Here is a 16,266-nt window from a genome sequence, read left to right on the forward strand (position 1 = left end):
ATTTATGTTTTATTTGTTTTAAAATCATCATTTTACAACAACCAAGCCATATCATCGGACAGGCCACTTTGTCAGTTATCGAGGCATAAAACTACAAAATATCTTGTAATTGCATTAGCTATATGATCTTTATTTAAGCAGATAAGTACAAATTGTCATCTCCGGGTAATGATTAGGAAACTATAAATTGATGATCTTAGAAATTTTAAACAGTTTTTTTAAGCAAAGCGGTTATCTTTGCCCATATGAATATCTTATTATTAGGTTCTGGTGGGAGAGAAAGCGCTTTCGCCTGGAAAATGAGTCAGTCTGAGCAATGCTCACAGCTATTTATCGCACCGGGTAATGGTGGGACAGCAGCATATGGTAAAAATGTAAATCTTAATCCAAATAATTTTGAAGCTATCAGAACATTTGTTTTAGCAGAAAAAATTGAACTTGTTGTTGTCGGACCTGAAGAACCTCTGGTAAATGGTATTCATGATTTTTTCCTGGCAGATGAAAAGCTTGCCGGAATTCCAGTTATCGGCCCCAAAAAAGAAGGTGCTATACTGGAAGGCAGCAAGGATTTCTCCAAAGAATTTATGGCACGCCATGGTATTCCGCATCCGGGTTCTAAATCTTTCACTAAAGATACACTGGCAGAAGGACTGGCTTATCTTGAAAAGCACAGCTTACCCGTTGTACTGAAAGCAGATGGCTTAGCTGCTGGTAAAGGCGTTTTAATTTGTGAAACCACAGCAGATGCACAGGCAGAACTAACTTTAATGCTAAGTGAAGGCAAATTCGGTAATGCAGGAGCAATAGTTGTTATCGAAGAGTTTTTGACTGGTATTGAATTATCTGTATTTGTATTAACCGATGGTGATAACTATGTGATTTTACCGGAAGCAAAAGATTACAAGCGTATTGGCCAGGGTGACACCGGACTGAATACAGGAGGTATGGGATCTGTTTCTCCAGTTCCGTTTGCTGATGAGAAATTCTTAAAAGAGGTAGAAAACAGCATTATCATCCCTACAATAAACGGATTAAAGAAAGATAAAATAGATTATACAGGCTTCATTTTCTTCGGATTATTCAAAGTTGGCGATAAACCAATGATCATAGAATATAACTGCAGAATGGGTGATCCTGAAACTGAAAGTGTATTCCCGAGAATTGAGAATGACCTGGTAGAACTGTTCATTGCTACTTCGAAGAAAAAACTGAAAGATGTTCAATTGAAGATCAGTCCTAAAAGTGCTGCAACAGTAATGATTGTAGCTGGTGGTTACCCAGGAGACTATGAAAAGGGTAAAGTAATGACCGGAATTGATAACATCCGTAAATCACTGGCTTTCCATGCAGGAACTATTGCTGAAGGAGGCGTGATTAAAAGTAATGGCGGACGCGTATTAGCAATAACCAGTTTACAGGATAACATGTTTGAAGCCTTACAGTCAGCAACAGCTGATGCAGCAAGGATATATTTTGACGGAAAATATTTCAGAGAAGATATCGGATTTGATCTGATGTAAGACTACATATAGTAAAACATACAAAAGCCCGGGATGATAGTTTCGGGCTTTTTTTTTAGACACTTGTCCTTTCCTGAAATTTAGGACATGAATTTAACCACAAAAATTATGATAAAAAAAGCGCTTATAATTGTCTGCTTAACCTTGCTTACTGCATCAGGCTATTCCCAAACTAATACGGGTACGGTAACCTCTTTTGTTACTATTGCCGAAGGCACAACTAATTACGGTTTTCTGGGTCGCGGAACCACGATTACCGGAGCATGGAATCCGCTACCAAATTTACTAACCTTAACTTATGAGGCAAAAGATTTTGCTATAGGGGGATGGGCAAAATCCAATAACAACTGGATGGGAGCTTCATTATTTATTAATTCTGACAATGGTAATGTAGGTCTGGGAACGACAAGTCCGGAAGCCAAACTTCATGTTAACGGCGCTACAATTACGAATCTGGTTAGCTTTACAGAAGGCACTAATCCTCTTGGTTACCTGGGGCGGGGAACAGCTATTACAGGCGCATGGGGACAGACCCCTGATATTTTAGCACTGACTTATCAGGGAAGAGACTTTGTAATCGGAGGATGGGGTAAAACCAGCAATAACTGGATGGGAGCATCACTATTTATCAATTCTGATAACAGCAACGTTGGCATAGGTACTGTAAAACCCGATGCTAAATTAACTGTAGCAGGTAATATTCATTCACAGGAAGTAAAAGTTTCTGTTGACGCCGGAGCAGATTTTGTATTCCAGAAAGATTACCAGTTAAAACCATTGGAAGAAGTCGCAGCTTATATCAGGGATAAAAATCATTTACCTGAAATAGCTTCAGCTGACGAGATGAAAAAGAATGGTTTAGAACTGGGTCAAATGAATATAAAACTCCTGCAAAAAATAGAAGAGCTGACTTTGTATATGATTGATATTAAAGAACAGTTAGAAAGTGTAAAACGGGAGAATAAAATGATGAAAGAGGAAATGACCGGGCTAAAAAATAAATAATTTCAGCAATCATATAATAAGAACAACATGAATAAAATTGAGGTTAGGCAGTCAGGTCCAGCCTCAATTTTCTAATTACCTCACCAGTTCAGAAAAACTCACCTATTTCCACCTAAAAACTATTACTCATCTGGAACATAGGTAAATACATTGCTATCAGAATCACACCTACCGCCAGTCCTAAAAAGATAATAATCAAAGGCTCCAGCAAGCCGCTAATCGCATTTGTCTTATATTCCACTTCTTCAGTATATTGAGTGGATAGCTGTTCAAAGAAATATTCCAGCTTATTAACTTCTTCTGCTATCTTGATCATCTGTATAAACTTAACCGGATAAAAATCATGTTTAGCCAGTGTTTCAGACAGACTGCTGCCATGCAGGATATCTTTTTCCGCCTGAGTTAACGATTCTACTATCGGATAAAAAACAATCATTTGTTTAACCATCCCCAGTGCATGCAGTAAAGGCGTATTCGTTCCTGTTAACAATCGCATCGTATTCGCAAAACGTGCCAGGTATACCTTTTTTACAATATCACCCGCCAGTGGTATTCTCAGAATAACTTTTGCTGAAACCCGCTGAAACCACGGTTGTTTCCTGCTGATCAGATAAGACACAATTAAAGCTACAATGCCAAAAAGCATCACATAAATATACTTGTCAAACCAGTCCGAAAAACTTACAATTAATGCCGTAAGATAAGGGAGCTTACCCCCAAAACGCTTAAATACATCAGCAAACATTGGCACTACAAACTTAATCATGAAAAAGATCGCAGCAAATGAAGTGCTCAATACCAATGCAGGATAAGTAATCGCTCCTATAATTTTTCGCCGCTGCTGAATCTTACTCTTAAAGTATTTCGCCAGTTCATTTAAAACCTCTCCCAATCTCCCTGTTTCTTCACCAATACGCACACTGTAATATTCATAACTACTAAATTTGTCCTGATCCTTTAAGGTCTCAGACAAGGACTTTCCAGCGACTACAGCTTCCCGGATGCTCTTAAATAACTCAACATCCTTTGGCTTGGTATAAGAACTGCTCGTCAGATCAAGCGCGGTCTTAATATCAATACCAGACCGGGTTAGCGTACCCAGCTCATTATAAAAAGCTTCCTTTTTTTTATCCGGTAACTGGCCATCACCAAAAGCAATATCCCTGTTCAAAAAGTCAAGTATACCTGTCTTTGAACCTTCATTAGTCTTCTTAGGTTTCTGCTTAAAATTTGATATATCGATAGACCCCATAATTACTTAAATAAATCGGCAGAACTATAATACTTATTGATCTGTAACGGTACTTTTGTATCCTTATCCATCTGGAGTTCAAGGTTGACCTGGTCTACAGTATCTGCCACATTAACCTCACGTCCCTCAAAAGAAAATTTCATTTGCTGTACCGGCATAGCAAATGTGTCCGTGTGCAGACTCTTGATTTCCCTTAATACCTGTTTATCATTGAAAATATAATCAATTACTAAACTATCCTGCTCTATACTAAGTCCATCCTCCGTCCGGATAATATGCACCGCTTTAAAAAAGTCTCTTTCCAGCACATGTTTTAAATCCAGTACAATCGCAGAAGTCTTATTTTTCTCCCCGAACCGTAAATAATATCCCTGTATCAATCCATATGCAGTATAACAGATTGTAATCACCAGAGCGGAAATCAGCATCGCAACAGTAACCTCCATGAGCGTAAAGGCCGATACTTTATTCCTCATGGCTTTTTCCCTTATATAAAATATCTATATGTCCCAGATGATGTTCATGTTCACTGGCAGTAATTTCCACATGTTTCAATCCATTTACATTATTATCATCAATTGTAAACTTATAAAGTACGCTATCTAAAATTATCTCTGGCTTTTCCGGATATCCCCGGAGCTGTATCTCTTTAGAAAAAATATCAAGCTGCTGCTGTACCTGTATCTTCTTTGACGCAGGGCTGCTATACATCACATTATTAAAAATTCTGATTCCGAGTGTAAAAACAATCATGATAATAACCATGGCAATCAACACCTCAATCAAGGTAGAAGCCTGTACTTTCATTTTAACCATTCCAGTATCCCTTTCTCCTTAGACTGCCCTTCAAACAACCCCGAACTCAGATAATATTTACTTCTGGCTTTGCGGTTAAAAACAACATCAATTAAAAAATTCTCATATAAGGTTACCGGCGTCTGCATGATAAAACGGTTACACGAGACCTTTCCTGCAATGAATGCTCCTTTTTGCATCTTTACAAGCCCTGTGCTGTATAATTCGCCAATTAACCGACTTTCCTTCCCAAGACTGATCATGGTCTGCATGGCGCTTCGTTTATCCTCGTAGCTAAACACAATTCCGTTAAATTGTAAACCATTACCAAATATTATTGAAGGCTGTTCAGCAGCACCAATCGTACGTATCACACCCACTGTTGAAGGATAATCAAAATGCACGTTATCACCAACAACTACAGAATCTCTTGCAAAAATCTGGCATTTTCCTTTAAAACCAGATTCTATCTTAACGGCATGTGCATATATCTGGATATGATTAAGCTTAGCTGCCGCAGAAATAACAACCGAAGAATCCGATATTAAAATGATATTGCCCGATAAATCCCCTTCTATTACTGTTCCCGGAAGCAATCTGAAAGTCTTTGTTGAATCTTTAAAGGAGACACTCAACTTTACAGGATTAAAGGAGTTCAATAATTTTGTATCAGTCTTAAGCTTTGCCTCCAGCTCCTTAATCATCCCGTTATTCAGTCCTTTTAATGTCCGGGTACTGGAGGTAATTTTCCCGTCAATCATGTTTTTATTTCCTGTATAAGGTTTACCTTCAGCATAAGATTGTTTAATACCAGCCTTAGGCAAGGCACCATTTCCGGTTAGCTGTGTTTTTCCGCTGACCGAAACAGGACGATCTTCATCACTCAGGTACAATACATCCAAATCTTTATCCGTGTTTATTCCGGTAAAGAAAACTCTGCCAATTGTGTCTCCAAGTATATGAGTTCTCACTACTCCAAGATCATAGATACCCCAGTTTTTTCTTTCGATCAGGACACTATCAGACTGTTTACCGAATAAATCTATTTCCTTTTTCGAGGCGGATGAGCCATCATCAGCGAGTACATAAGCTATACCAGAATTCAAATTAGTCAAAAGCCGGGTATACCGCATTTCCTTCATATAAGAAGTCCGGAAATGCGCAGCAAGCATAATCAGTGAAGCCGTAATTATTGCGATAAAAAAAGCTACAACTATAGCAAAATATAAGGCTCCGGCTTTTAACATCTTTTGTATTTACTGGATTACTTTAGCTTGTTCTCTTTTTTAAGCTGATTGACTTCTTTCTTTAACTCAATAACATACAAAGTCAGTTCTTCAATTTTCTTTAAAAGTCTGGCATTCATATCACCTAGCTCAATACCTTCTTTAGCAACAGTATTTGCTGAGGGTATCTCAGGTAAATGCTTATTTGTTTTAATAAAACTCTCTAGTTCAGTCAGAGATAATTTTTCATAAGATGGTTCGAAAACATAATCAGGCCATGCGTCCATTTCTACCTTAATTTCCTGTGCACGAACATTGCCTTTTACCTGAAGCTGATAACCAGTCGAAGTTACATTAGTACCTATGTTGACATTTGCATAAAGATTCAAATCCTTTGCATTATGTGTTTCGGTCATATTTGAATTGAAATCCTGAATATCTGTAAGAATATCCTGATTAACCGGCTGACCATTGGCCATATAATTAACTACTTTTAAATTCTCTGCACTTGAATTGGTCCACCCGGCAAATTGATACCCATGATTATGATAGGCATCCAGATAAGGAACTTCCAGTGCCATATATTTTTTACCGTTATACATACAGGTTTTAAGTTTCCAGGGTGAATCTTCAGCATAAGATTGAATAGTTCCTGAATTACTCCCATAGGCAGAAGTTGTATTTATGGTGGCTATATTAATCCTGCTAAATGCTCCGGTATTACCTCTGAAAGCAGTAATAGTTCCTACTGCATTATTAAATGACAAGGGCGTTACATTATTATAGGCTTCATGTAATAGGATCAATGACCTGGTATAATCCCCGGTACCATTATCTCCTAAATTTATTACCCTATAACCTGCTGGTCCTGTAATGGTCTGTGCATTTAAACCTGATACCAGGAACAGGGATAATACTAAAGAATAAATATATTTCACCTTAATTTTTGTTTTCTAATTTCTTAACTCTTTCACTCAGCACTTCATTATCCTTTTTAAGCTCTATCAGATACAAGGTTAACTCTTCAACTTTTTTCAAGAGCTTTGCATTCATATCGCCCAAATCAATACCTTCTTTTGCAATCGTTCCGGCAGAAGGTATTTCAGGTAAATGTTTGTTGATTTTAATAAAGCTTTCCAGTTCTGTCAGTGGTAATTTCTCATAATAGGGTTCAAACACATAATCCGGCCAGGGATTAGTAGAATCAACCCTGATTTCAGTTGCCCATAGATTTCCATTCACAGAAAGCTTGGCAGTTGGCGTTGTAGTTCCGATACCTACATTTCCAGATGCATCAATACGCACCTGTTCAATATTATTGCCTGTATTAAGAGCGATAAAACCACCTATCTTATCTCCACCTCTAAAAAAATTGATAGAACTATTTACCTTACCATAAAAACTATGTTCCAAAGCAAAGCTTTTTCCACCAACTGTAGAAGTGCTAGTTCCTCTTACCCCTAGAAAAGTTCCTTCTCCTTCAAGATTTCCCTCAGGAAGATGGCCGAAAACGGCTCCTAGTTTACCATTGCTGATATCGGTACCAATATCCAGTAAAGCTATTGGCTTAACCGTTGCAATACCTACATTACCATAGGCATCAATACGTACTCTTTCCGCATTATTCATTGTATTAAATGCAATAAAACCACCATCTTTACCATCTCCCCTAAAGAAATTAATAGAACTGTTTACCTTACCATAAAAACTGTGTTCCAGGGCAAAACTTTTATTACTGGCATTCGTAGTAAAGCCTCTTAACCCAACAAAAGTACCATCACCTTCGCTATCCCCTTCAGGAAGACGTCCTAAAACAGCTCCAAGTTTACCATTACTGACATCACCACCTACATCCAACAAAACACGTGGGTTGGTTGTTCCTATACCAACAGCATTATTGGTTATACTCATTACCATTGTAGCTCCGTTAGCAGGGTCCAAAGGTAAACCAGGATATGCCTGATTATAAAACCTGATTCCTCCGTACACTGAATGAGCAGAGAAAGTCAGTCCCGTATGATGATTAATTACATATGGAGATTGATCTGGAGAATTTGGACGGATATCAAAAGCTTTATTTTTATTCAGCCCCCATCCGTAATAGCCATCTGCTCCGTAACCTTTAATAAGTTCCCCGACCTTAACCGTAACCTGGCTAAAATCGCCTGTCTCTTGTCCAAACCCCTGCAAACAAAAACACAAACCTCCAATACTGAGTGCAATAATTTTCTTTATCATAATTTTAAACTGGTTTTACAACATTTGTAGATTTCTTCTTTTTAAAAAACCGGTTAATCCAGCCCGGACCTTTTTTCTCTTTAATTTTCGGAGGAACAACAACTCCATTTTTATACTTAACAGAGACTGAGCTATCTCCCTGATACTTTACAAACTCTCCCTCCAGTTTCCCATTTACATTTCTTCCTTTCTCCAGTAACTTTCCATGACCATCATATTTATAAAAGTCTCCCTCAGGCACACCATTATAAAAAGTCACATCACTGATCAGCTGTCCGTCCTCGGTCCAGCTTTTCCACTCCCCCGTCTTTAGTCCCATCTTAAAATATCCCTGTTCCTGCAAACTCTTATTATCATAATAACTGCTGTAAAGTCCATTTAACAATTTCCCGCTAAATCCCCCCTGAGTAATCTTGATCTGGTTGTTACTGTACCAGTAATATGACTTCGTTAAATCTGTATAACGAAGTATCTGATCATCCGTCTGCACATGCAGTGTAACCTTATGATCAGCATAGCTAATTGTATGTTTGTAATTATCTAAATAAGAAGAAAATTTTTGCTGTGCACTCAGAGGAAGAACTGGCACCGTAAAAAGAAATAAAGTCAGCAGGTAAATGCGCATATTATTTTAAGCTAATATATTTTGTACTATTTTGATACCGGACTTTAACTGAATCCCCGGCATTTTTGATCAGTTTAAGTCCTTCCAGACTTTGCCCTTCAGTCAGCATTCCCTCTCTGCCATTCACTTTGATAATAGCAATTCTGCTTTTAGTACTCGGGTTATTGATATACCCCGTATACTGAATAGCAGACCAGTTAACCATCGGTTTAGGCATAACTGGAGTAGATAACAATTTAACTTCATGCTGAACAGCAGCCGGGTCAGCAATACTTTTAACCGGGGAAGATATAACTGCGAAAGGATCGCGGTAATTTAAATTCAGTGCAACCCTGTCCGTTTCATGGTTGACCAGTTTGAAATATTCAGGTTTCCCTTTACTCACTATCGCGACAGGCAGTTCATCTTCCTGTTCAAGACCAGCATAAATCCGATAAAAAATAATACCCCATACCCCTGCAACGCAAACAATAAGGAGGTAAGTAAACTTCTTTCCTTTCATCCTATTGAATCGTAAAACTGAAAAAATCGCTGTAAGCACCTTTATTACCTGCTTTATCTATCGCGCGAACTTTCCAGAATATTTTCATTGTACTTTCTCCTTCGTTAAGCGTATATGAGCCATCCGTCAATATCATTGGGAATGTATTGTTAAACACCGTTGAAGTATCCCCTTTGCATACTTTCAATTCATATTTATCAGCATCAGCGAATGTGTTCCAAACTAGTTTTGCAGGTTTGGTAACTGTCTGATTGTTTCCAGGGGCAGACAACACAACCTTAGCAGGAGGCGTAATATCATAAATAAAAGTTCTTACTATAGACCATTTGGAATTATCAGCACCAGCCTCTGCGCGTACACGCCACTGGTAAGTCCCGTCAGACGGAATTTGCTGTATATAATTCAGGTTATTAGTGACCGTATTTAAAATCAGTTTAGTCTCATCCGCGAAATTATTGTTATCTACCTGCAAACGATAATTCTGAGCACCAAATAACTTAAGCCACTCAAAACGCTGGCTACCTGCATTGGTAATTAAACCAGCGGCCGGCAATGAGGCCTGCACCGACTGTTCTTTAATCGAAGAAGGATAAATGACAAAACTTCTTGTTGTATAATCTCCTTTGCTGCTTCCATTTTCCGGTCTTACCCGCCACTCATATCTTCCTGGTTCAAGCGAGGTTGGGAATTTATTGCCTGTCATCAATGTATCTGCAATAAGTTTTGTTACGCTGTCAAATTTCGGGGTTACGATCTGCAGGCGGTATTTCAATGCATCATCATGCGTCTCCCACCAGAAAGTCTGATCGTAAATAATACTTTCTGCTTTATCGCCAGGCCCCAATAAATTAACACGTTTACCCCCCAGAGATGGCTCTATAAATTCTTTGCAGCCCGCAAATAAAAACAAGAAACCAAGCAATACCAACAACGATTTATTCATAATTAAATGTAATATTATTTTATATAAAGAAATGTAACGTATTCCAACTAAATATTAACCCAGTAAGAAATAATCAACCTTCTATGCCTTTCAACCCTAAAACAAGGATTAACCTATTATCATTTGCTTTTTTATTTTCCTTCTTAGGACTTTCCAGTTTGAGCATATGAATTTTCCCTATACCAGGGCTTTTACTTACCGTATCTAAAAGATGCACTATATTCACATAGGGCCCTCTGAAATTAAACTGATTAACTACCGTCCCTTTTGACAAGGCCGATGTATCAGCTGGCAGTGTGTTCCCCTGGACAAAACTTATTTCAACATTATTGGCCATTGCCATTCCTGATAAACTCTGCCATAAATAGTTTTCACGATCTTCTTTTTTAACCTTATAACGTTTGATAATAGCCGCGCAAAACTGATCCTTTCTTTCTATCTGAGGATAGGATACAACCTGCCCCGATTCGCTTCGGTGATCCTTCCGCAGCTGGCTGTTCAGACGCATGGCTTCAAATGCATTTTTAAAAGAAAACTGATAGGCTATATACAGCAATAACACAGCAAGTGCTATCACCAGTAACTGTTTTTTCTTAAAATCTAATTTATCCAACATCGCTTAATAGGTTAATAATAAATTAAACTCATAAAGCTCACTCTCAGCCTCTTGCTGATACTGCACCAGTCTGACCGTTTTCACCCATGGCTTCTCTTTCAGTATAAAGATCCAGTTATTTACCGCAGCCAGATTATCTGTAGTCCCTTTAATTCTGATATTGGGTTCCATGAGCTGTTTTTCCTGATCGGTTTTATAATCATTCATCAGGACATTTGTCAGCACAAGCCGATTTGGCGCGCTCGATCCAAGCTCATTTAACAAATAGCCATAGTTATATCCGCCATTCCAGCCCAGCCGTTTCATGAGGTATTCATTTTCAGCTATATGCCTTTGTAAAAGCTCCGTATGATCAGCAGATGCTGTTTGAGTGCCTACTTCACGTACCAGACGGGAATTCTCCGCATTATAATAAGAGAACAACAGAAAACTAATCAGCAACAGAAAAAAAAGACCGAAGGTCATTACCAAAAGCTGCTTTTTAAGTTTCGCCTGTTCCAGAAACTTTTCGAATGCTGCCTGTACAGTCTCCGTATTGGCTGCTATCACAGATAATCTGTCATGGAGCATCAGCTGAAATGCAGCGGCATAGGCTACAATCATATTTTCGGCTATTGCTTCATCTCCTATTTTAACAGGAAGCTCATGTTTAAACTCCGGACTCGCACTATAATTCAGTAAGGTCTTACTTTCTGACAAAGTAAACATGTGGCCGTCAAAGCGCATCTCCTTATGCCTGATACTTAATTGCGGCCAGATATGAGTAGTAACCCCAGCTCCTACCGTCAGATTATAAATCTTTATCCCGGCTCTTTCCAGTTTATCAAGCAGTGGGTCAGTTATACTTTTACGGACAATACTGACCAGAGAAACACCCTCATCAGTAAATACCTGGCAGTGAAAGTCATTCTCTTCAACACCGGGAAAAGCATTTTTAAGCACCTGCGCTGCATCAGGATCATTTTCTGTATGGATAACTTTATGCAGTGTACCTTTTCCTGACAAGGTAAGCGCAACCGGATAATTCCTCGGCAGTGACTCGATAACCGTTGATAAAGACCCCTCAACAACCTTTTTAGAAGTAATTGTTAAACTGTTTTTATTTTTAGTCAGCACACAAAAACGACAGCTGAAGGTGGTATCAGTCAGCCATTTTAGTTCTATACCCAGTGAAGTTGTTAATTCAGAAGACAGCATCATTAATACATGATTGTAGGTTTGATAAAGACTAAAGTAACTACCTTACTATTGGATTTTTCCCTGCTGCTAAAGAGCCATTTCAGGATAGGTATTCTTGATAAAAGAGGAATGCCTGACCCAGTTTCACTACTTTCAGTACGTTCCAGTCCGCCAAGCACGATCATATCCTCATTTTTTGCACGTATAATAGAAGTAAACTTACTCGTAGACTTTGGTGGCGGAGCATTTAACGGTGGATTCCCGATAAAGTCAGAGATATTTACGCCAATATTCAGTGTAACCTGGTCATCGCCGGAAACTATTGGCCTGATATCAATTTCCAGATTGGCATTTACTTCTGTAAACTGCTGCGTCACTACAGTCTGAGCATTTAACGAGGGAATTACGTTTTGTGTGCTCTGACTATAATATCTGGAACTACCAATACTTAAAGTTGCTTTATGTCCATTCAAAGTAGATAATTTCGGTACCGACCGGATTTCTACATTGTTACTCGTTTCCAGTGCACTCAGTGTTACATAAAAATTAGGTGTTACCCTTCCCAGATTGACCGAACTGTTACTTCCAATTCTGGAAAGCAAATCATTAATTGACCTGGACCCAAAAGTATAATCAAGTCCGGAAAGCACAGTTCCGCCTGGTTTTTTTGTAGCATCTACCCCCGCGGAAATCCCCGTTTTTACAGCTTTACCTTTACGAACATCAACCAGCGTAACTTCAATGAGTACCATCGGTACAACTCTGTCAATCTGTTTGATATAATTCTCTATTTCATTAATCTGCGGTGCAGAGCCAGATAAGAGCAAAGTATTCTGTTCTCTGAATTCTTTAATTTCAACACCACGTTTCCATTCAGATGGAATCATGACCTGGATCGTATCAATAGAACGGTGCTGCAATTGCACGATGCGTGTTGCCCTTAATCCTTCCAGCTTCCTTTCACCCAGTAAATAAACGCCGGCATCTTTTTTAAATGTATATTCAGTACCCTGTAACAGTGCAGTCAGAAAATTATCGTAACTGATGTTATTCAGATGGGTAGTAATATTTCCTTTGATGTCCGAATAAATAAAATAATTGACTCCGGCTTCAATAGAGGTCGACTTAATCAAATCCAGAATGGGCGTATTCAACGCATCCACGCTAATTAATTTCTGTCCGGCAGCATCCTTACGTCCTGAGACATTAAAATTGCCCTGCGGAGCTCCATTGCCCCCGCTCATGGTTGGTTTATTATTTCTTTTAACCGCAGTTGCATTATCTCCGCTGATATATAATTCTTCCCCTTCGCTCAATGGCTGAAAGATGTATACATTATCATTGGTTTTATTCAATTTGAGCTCATTTGCATAAGCCATTTTCTCCAGTGCTGTTTCAAATGGCGCAGCTGCGATAAAAGCCGTAACTTTTTTCCCAAGCAAATTAATGGGCACAACTACATTTTTCTGTGAAAGCTGGCTAATTTTTTTCGCGACCAGTCTTAAACTGTCATCATTCAATTCAAAGCCAAGCTTATCATTTTCAGGATTATAAGTCACCTTAATTTCCTTAGGCACAAAAATAGCCCTTGGTGATACTACTTTAGTGACCGACATAATTGACCCGATAATATTTATATCCAGATCATATTCTTTTGCCAGGAACAACAATATATTAATCGCAGTCTCGTTTCTAAAGTTATTATAGACTTTAAAATTGAGTTGTGGATCTACATTGATATTTAAATTATTGGCCTGAGCGAGTGCTCTTAAGAACTCCTGAGCAGAAGCGCCGGACATCGCAAGCTGTACCTTTTGGTTTAAGCCAGGGACAGTTACCGATACGGTACGCAGTCGTTCATCAATCAGCTTTAACCTTTCGGCATTATTGTCCTGTGCATTCACACGTCCGATAAAAGCAAAAAAAAGACAGAAAAAGAAAATAGAGGTAATTCGGTATTCAGAAAATTTATTTTTCATTTAGATAGATAGCAATAGCGGAAAAATCTCTTCTAATGAGGTTTCACCAGTTACAAACAAAGCAAAAGCATTTTCCGAAAGTGTTTTAATTTTCCTGGCTTTCAATAGTGGGTCAATATACAAATTCCCTTGTTTGATTTCAAAAGCCAGTTCTGTATCAATAGGAATAACTTCATATACAGCCTTTCTTCCTTTATAACCCGTATAATAACATTCGCCGCATCCTTTAGCAACAAAATGTTTCGCAACAGCAAAAGGCGCTTTAAATTGTGTTGGATAACCAACAGGATCAAAATCCTGTTCAGTTTTGCAATGCGGACAAAGCAAACGTACCAGCCGTTGTGCAACAGTGGTATTTAAAGTATTGGCAACAAGGAACCCCGGTATACCCATATCCATTAAACGGGATACTGTCCCCCAGGCCGAGTTAGTGTGAATAGTAGACAAAACCAGGTGACCGGTTAGCGCGGCACGGATTGCCATATTAGCTGTTTCAGGATCACGTATCTCTCCCACCATAATCACATCCGGGTCCTGCCTCAGAAATGTTCTCAAAGCTGAGGCAAATCCCAGTCCTATACTTTCTTTCAGCTGCACCTGGTTAATTCCTTCCAGGGTATACTCTATAGGATCTTCAATCGTCAAAATATTCCGGGTAGACTTGTTCAGCAACTTAAGCGTAGCATAAAGTGTAGTTGTTTTACCCGATCCTGTTGGCCCGCTGATCAGGATAATTCCATTTGGCCGCTGTATACCCTGCATATAATTGTGCATATCAATCTCAGATAAGCCCATAGTATTCAGATCTACGTCCACACTGCTGTTATTGAGCAGACGCAATACGATTTTCTCTCCATGCAGCGTAGGTAAAACAGATACCCTGATATCAAAAGCTTCCATTTTAGATGACTTATAATGAATACGACCATCCTGAGGCAAACGTTTTTCAGCAATATCCAGATTGGCCATGATCTTGATCTTGTTAACCAACGCCGGATAATCATCCCGCTGTATCTGGTAACGCTCTACCATCATCCCATCTATGCGTACCCTTACGCGACATTTTTGTTCATAGGTTTCTATGTGAATATCACTGCTTTTCAGTCTGCGTGCTTCAGTGATCAGCGCTGCCAGAAAATCATCATTAGTCGAAATAACCTGCTGCTCAGCAGGTTTATTTGCACCCGTTTCTTCAGCAAAATAATAGGTGGAAAGTAACCTGTCAATTTCGCCGCTACTGATACTTTCTAAGGATACTGTTTTTCCTAAAATAACTTCCAGCTCATCTTTTAATACAATTGGCTCACTGGCAGCATCACAATAAAAAGACATTGTATTCCCATCTACTAAAAAAGGGAGTATCCGGTAATTCCAGGCCTGCTCTTTAGAAATCGAATGGATAAATACCGGGTTAATTGCTTGCTCACTTAAACTCATTATCTGCTGGTTTACTGGTTCATCACCCTATTTATTCTTCTCCTGCTGATCCAGTCGCTTATTCAGCTCTATCACATGGAGAGTCAGTTCTTCTATTTTTTTGAGTAACAGCTTGTTCATTTCACCAAGGTCTACACCTTCTTTTTCTGCTTTTTGAGCCGAAGGCATATCAGGTAAATGTTTGTTTGTGTTAATATAAGCCTCAAGTTCATGCAGATTCATCCTACGGTAATCATCATGAAAAACATAATCAGGCCAGTTATCCGCTTCAACATTAATTTCTTTTGCTCTGATATTTCCGTTGACTGCAAGTTTGGAGCCTTTAGTATCAAATGTGCCTAACCCTAGGTTTCCTGCCATATAATTTAAACCACCGTTATGTGTATATAAAGCTCCATTAAGACTTTCACCATTAGAATTCACGTATGGTTCAACAGTAGTTTTGTAATTATGAGCAGGACCATTTATCTCCTGATAAGGTAAAGGGCGTTGAACTCCGTCATAAATAGCTGGAGCTTGATTCGTATTGGATTTAAAGTAATATGTTGTCTTCCCTTTAAGCCAGATTATGAAATCTACGGATGCATTACTGCCACTCACATCCCGATAACCAGCTATAAATGGAGCAGGTGTGCCATTAAAACCATTGAAATTTTGGTCATTTATATTTACATCGGCAAAACTTGACCCATTGCCCCAAAGCGTACAGTGAAACCGGAATTTTGATATAAGTGATCCTCTCCATTCACCATCAACATGTGTCCCACTACGACCCAGCTCCAATTCAGTAGCGACACTACTATTCCAGTTTCCATCTGTAAAAACTACCGGATAAAATTTATCAAGATCTCCCTGAACTGTAAATGAACCTGTATTAGACTGCGCTCTTACTACAGCATACTGAAATACAAAAAACAGACAAAGCGTAAATATTTTTCTCATTTTATAT

At 38.7% G+C, this 16,266-nt stretch carries 16 protein-coding genes; 2 read left to right on the forward strand and 14 right to left on the reverse strand.

What is annotated here, in order from left to right; all coding sequences use genetic code 11:
• Positions 1–245 precede the first annotated feature (245 nt).
• Both purD and PL_RS13705 read left to right on the forward strand, forming a co-directional pair.
• Positions 246–1,520, forward strand: a complete 1,275-nt coding sequence (purD, locus tag PL_RS13700; RefSeq protein WP_348619700.1) for a phosphoribosylamine--glycine ligase — start codon at positions 246–248, stop codon at positions 1,518–1,520.
• Positions 1,521–1,628: 108 nt separating this feature from the next.
• The gene (locus PL_RS13705; protein WP_152620268.1) at positions 1,629–2,525 is read left to right on the forward strand and encodes a hypothetical protein; all 897 of its coding nucleotides are present in this window, start codon (positions 1,629–1,631) and stop codon (positions 2,523–2,525) included.
• A gap of 112 nt (positions 2,526–2,637) precedes the next feature.
• Here the strand turns inward: PL_RS13705 and PL_RS13710 are convergent, their stop codons facing one another.
• The 14 genes from PL_RS13710 to PL_RS13775 form a co-directional block, all read right to left on the reverse strand.
• Positions 2,638–3,777 (reverse strand): type II secretion system F family protein, encoded by a 1,140-nt coding sequence (locus PL_RS13710; protein WP_041879540.1) that lies wholly within the window; start codon positions 3,775–3,777, stop codon positions 2,638–2,640.
• A 2-nt stretch (positions 3,778–3,779) separates the two neighbouring features.
• Entirely contained in the window at positions 3,780–4,253 is a 474-nt protein-coding gene (locus tag PL_RS13715) for a PulJ/GspJ family protein (RefSeq protein WP_041879537.1), read from the reverse strand.
• Positions 4,243–4,593, reverse strand: a complete 351-nt coding sequence (locus PL_RS13720; protein WP_041879535.1) for a PulJ/GspJ family protein — start codon at positions 4,591–4,593, stop codon at positions 4,243–4,245. The genes PL_RS13715 and PL_RS13720 overlap by 11 nt, the downstream gene beginning before the upstream one ends.
• Positions 4,581–5,819 carry a hypothetical protein gene (locus PL_RS13725; protein WP_041879532.1) on the reverse strand — a complete coding sequence of 413 codons (1,239 nt, stop codon included), beginning with the start codon at positions 5,817–5,819 and terminating at the stop codon, positions 4,581–4,583. Before PL_RS13725 ends, PL_RS13720 begins: the two co-directional genes overlap by 13 nt.
• A 17-nt stretch (positions 5,820–5,836) precedes the next feature.
• A complete protein-coding gene (locus PL_RS13730; RefSeq protein ID WP_052496120.1) occupies positions 5,837–6,736 on the reverse strand; it encodes a hypothetical protein in 900 nt (299 codons plus the stop codon).
• Position 6,737: 1 nt separating this feature from the next.
• Positions 6,738–8,036, reverse strand: a complete 1,299-nt coding sequence (locus tag PL_RS13735; RefSeq protein ID WP_052496119.1) for a hypothetical protein — start codon at positions 8,034–8,036, stop codon at positions 6,738–6,740.
• A gap of 4 nt (positions 8,037–8,040) precedes the next feature.
• Complete coding sequence (locus PL_RS13740; RefSeq protein WP_052496118.1) at positions 8,041–8,661, reverse strand: toxin-antitoxin system YwqK family antitoxin; 621 nt, start codon at positions 8,659–8,661, stop codon at positions 8,041–8,043.
• 1 nt (position 8,662) lies between these two features.
• Positions 8,663–9,163 carry a hypothetical protein gene (locus tag PL_RS13745; protein WP_041879528.1) on the reverse strand — a complete coding sequence of 167 codons (501 nt, stop codon included), beginning with the start codon at positions 9,161–9,163 and terminating at the stop codon, positions 8,663–8,665.
• Between the two features lies 1 nt (position 9,164).
• Positions 9,165–10,106, reverse strand: a complete 942-nt coding sequence (locus PL_RS13750; RefSeq protein ID WP_041879525.1) for a hypothetical protein — start codon at positions 10,104–10,106, stop codon at positions 9,165–9,167.
• Positions 10,107–10,179: 73 nt separating this feature from the next.
• The gene (locus PL_RS13755; RefSeq protein WP_041879523.1) at positions 10,180–10,722 is read right to left on the reverse strand and encodes a hypothetical protein; all 543 of its coding nucleotides are present in this window, start codon (positions 10,720–10,722) and stop codon (positions 10,180–10,182) included.
• Positions 10,723–10,725: 3 nt separating this feature from the next.
• On the reverse strand, positions 10,726–11,922 hold the full coding sequence (locus PL_RS13760) for a PilN domain-containing protein (RefSeq protein ID WP_041879521.1): 1,197 nt from the start codon (positions 11,920–11,922) through the stop codon (positions 10,726–10,728).
• Positions 11,922–13,880, reverse strand: a complete 1,959-nt coding sequence (locus PL_RS13765; protein WP_348619701.1) for a type II secretion system protein GspD — start codon at positions 13,878–13,880, stop codon at positions 11,922–11,924. The genes PL_RS13760 and PL_RS13765 overlap by 1 nt, the downstream gene beginning before the upstream one ends.
• Positions 13,881–15,317: a GspE/PulE family protein gene (locus PL_RS13770; protein WP_041879518.1), complete on the reverse strand. Its 1,437-nt coding sequence runs from the start codon at positions 15,315–15,317 to the stop codon at positions 13,881–13,883.
• 27 nt (positions 15,318–15,344) lie between these two features.
• Entirely contained in the window at positions 15,345–16,259 is a 915-nt protein-coding gene (locus PL_RS13775; protein ID WP_348619702.1) for a hypothetical protein, read from the reverse strand.
• Positions 16,260–16,266 lie beyond the last annotated feature (7 nt).

Source organism: Pedobacter lusitanus (genome assembly GCF_040026395.1).
Lineage (GTDB): Bacteria > Bacteroidota > Bacteroidia > Sphingobacteriales > Sphingobacteriaceae > Pedobacter > Pedobacter lusitanus.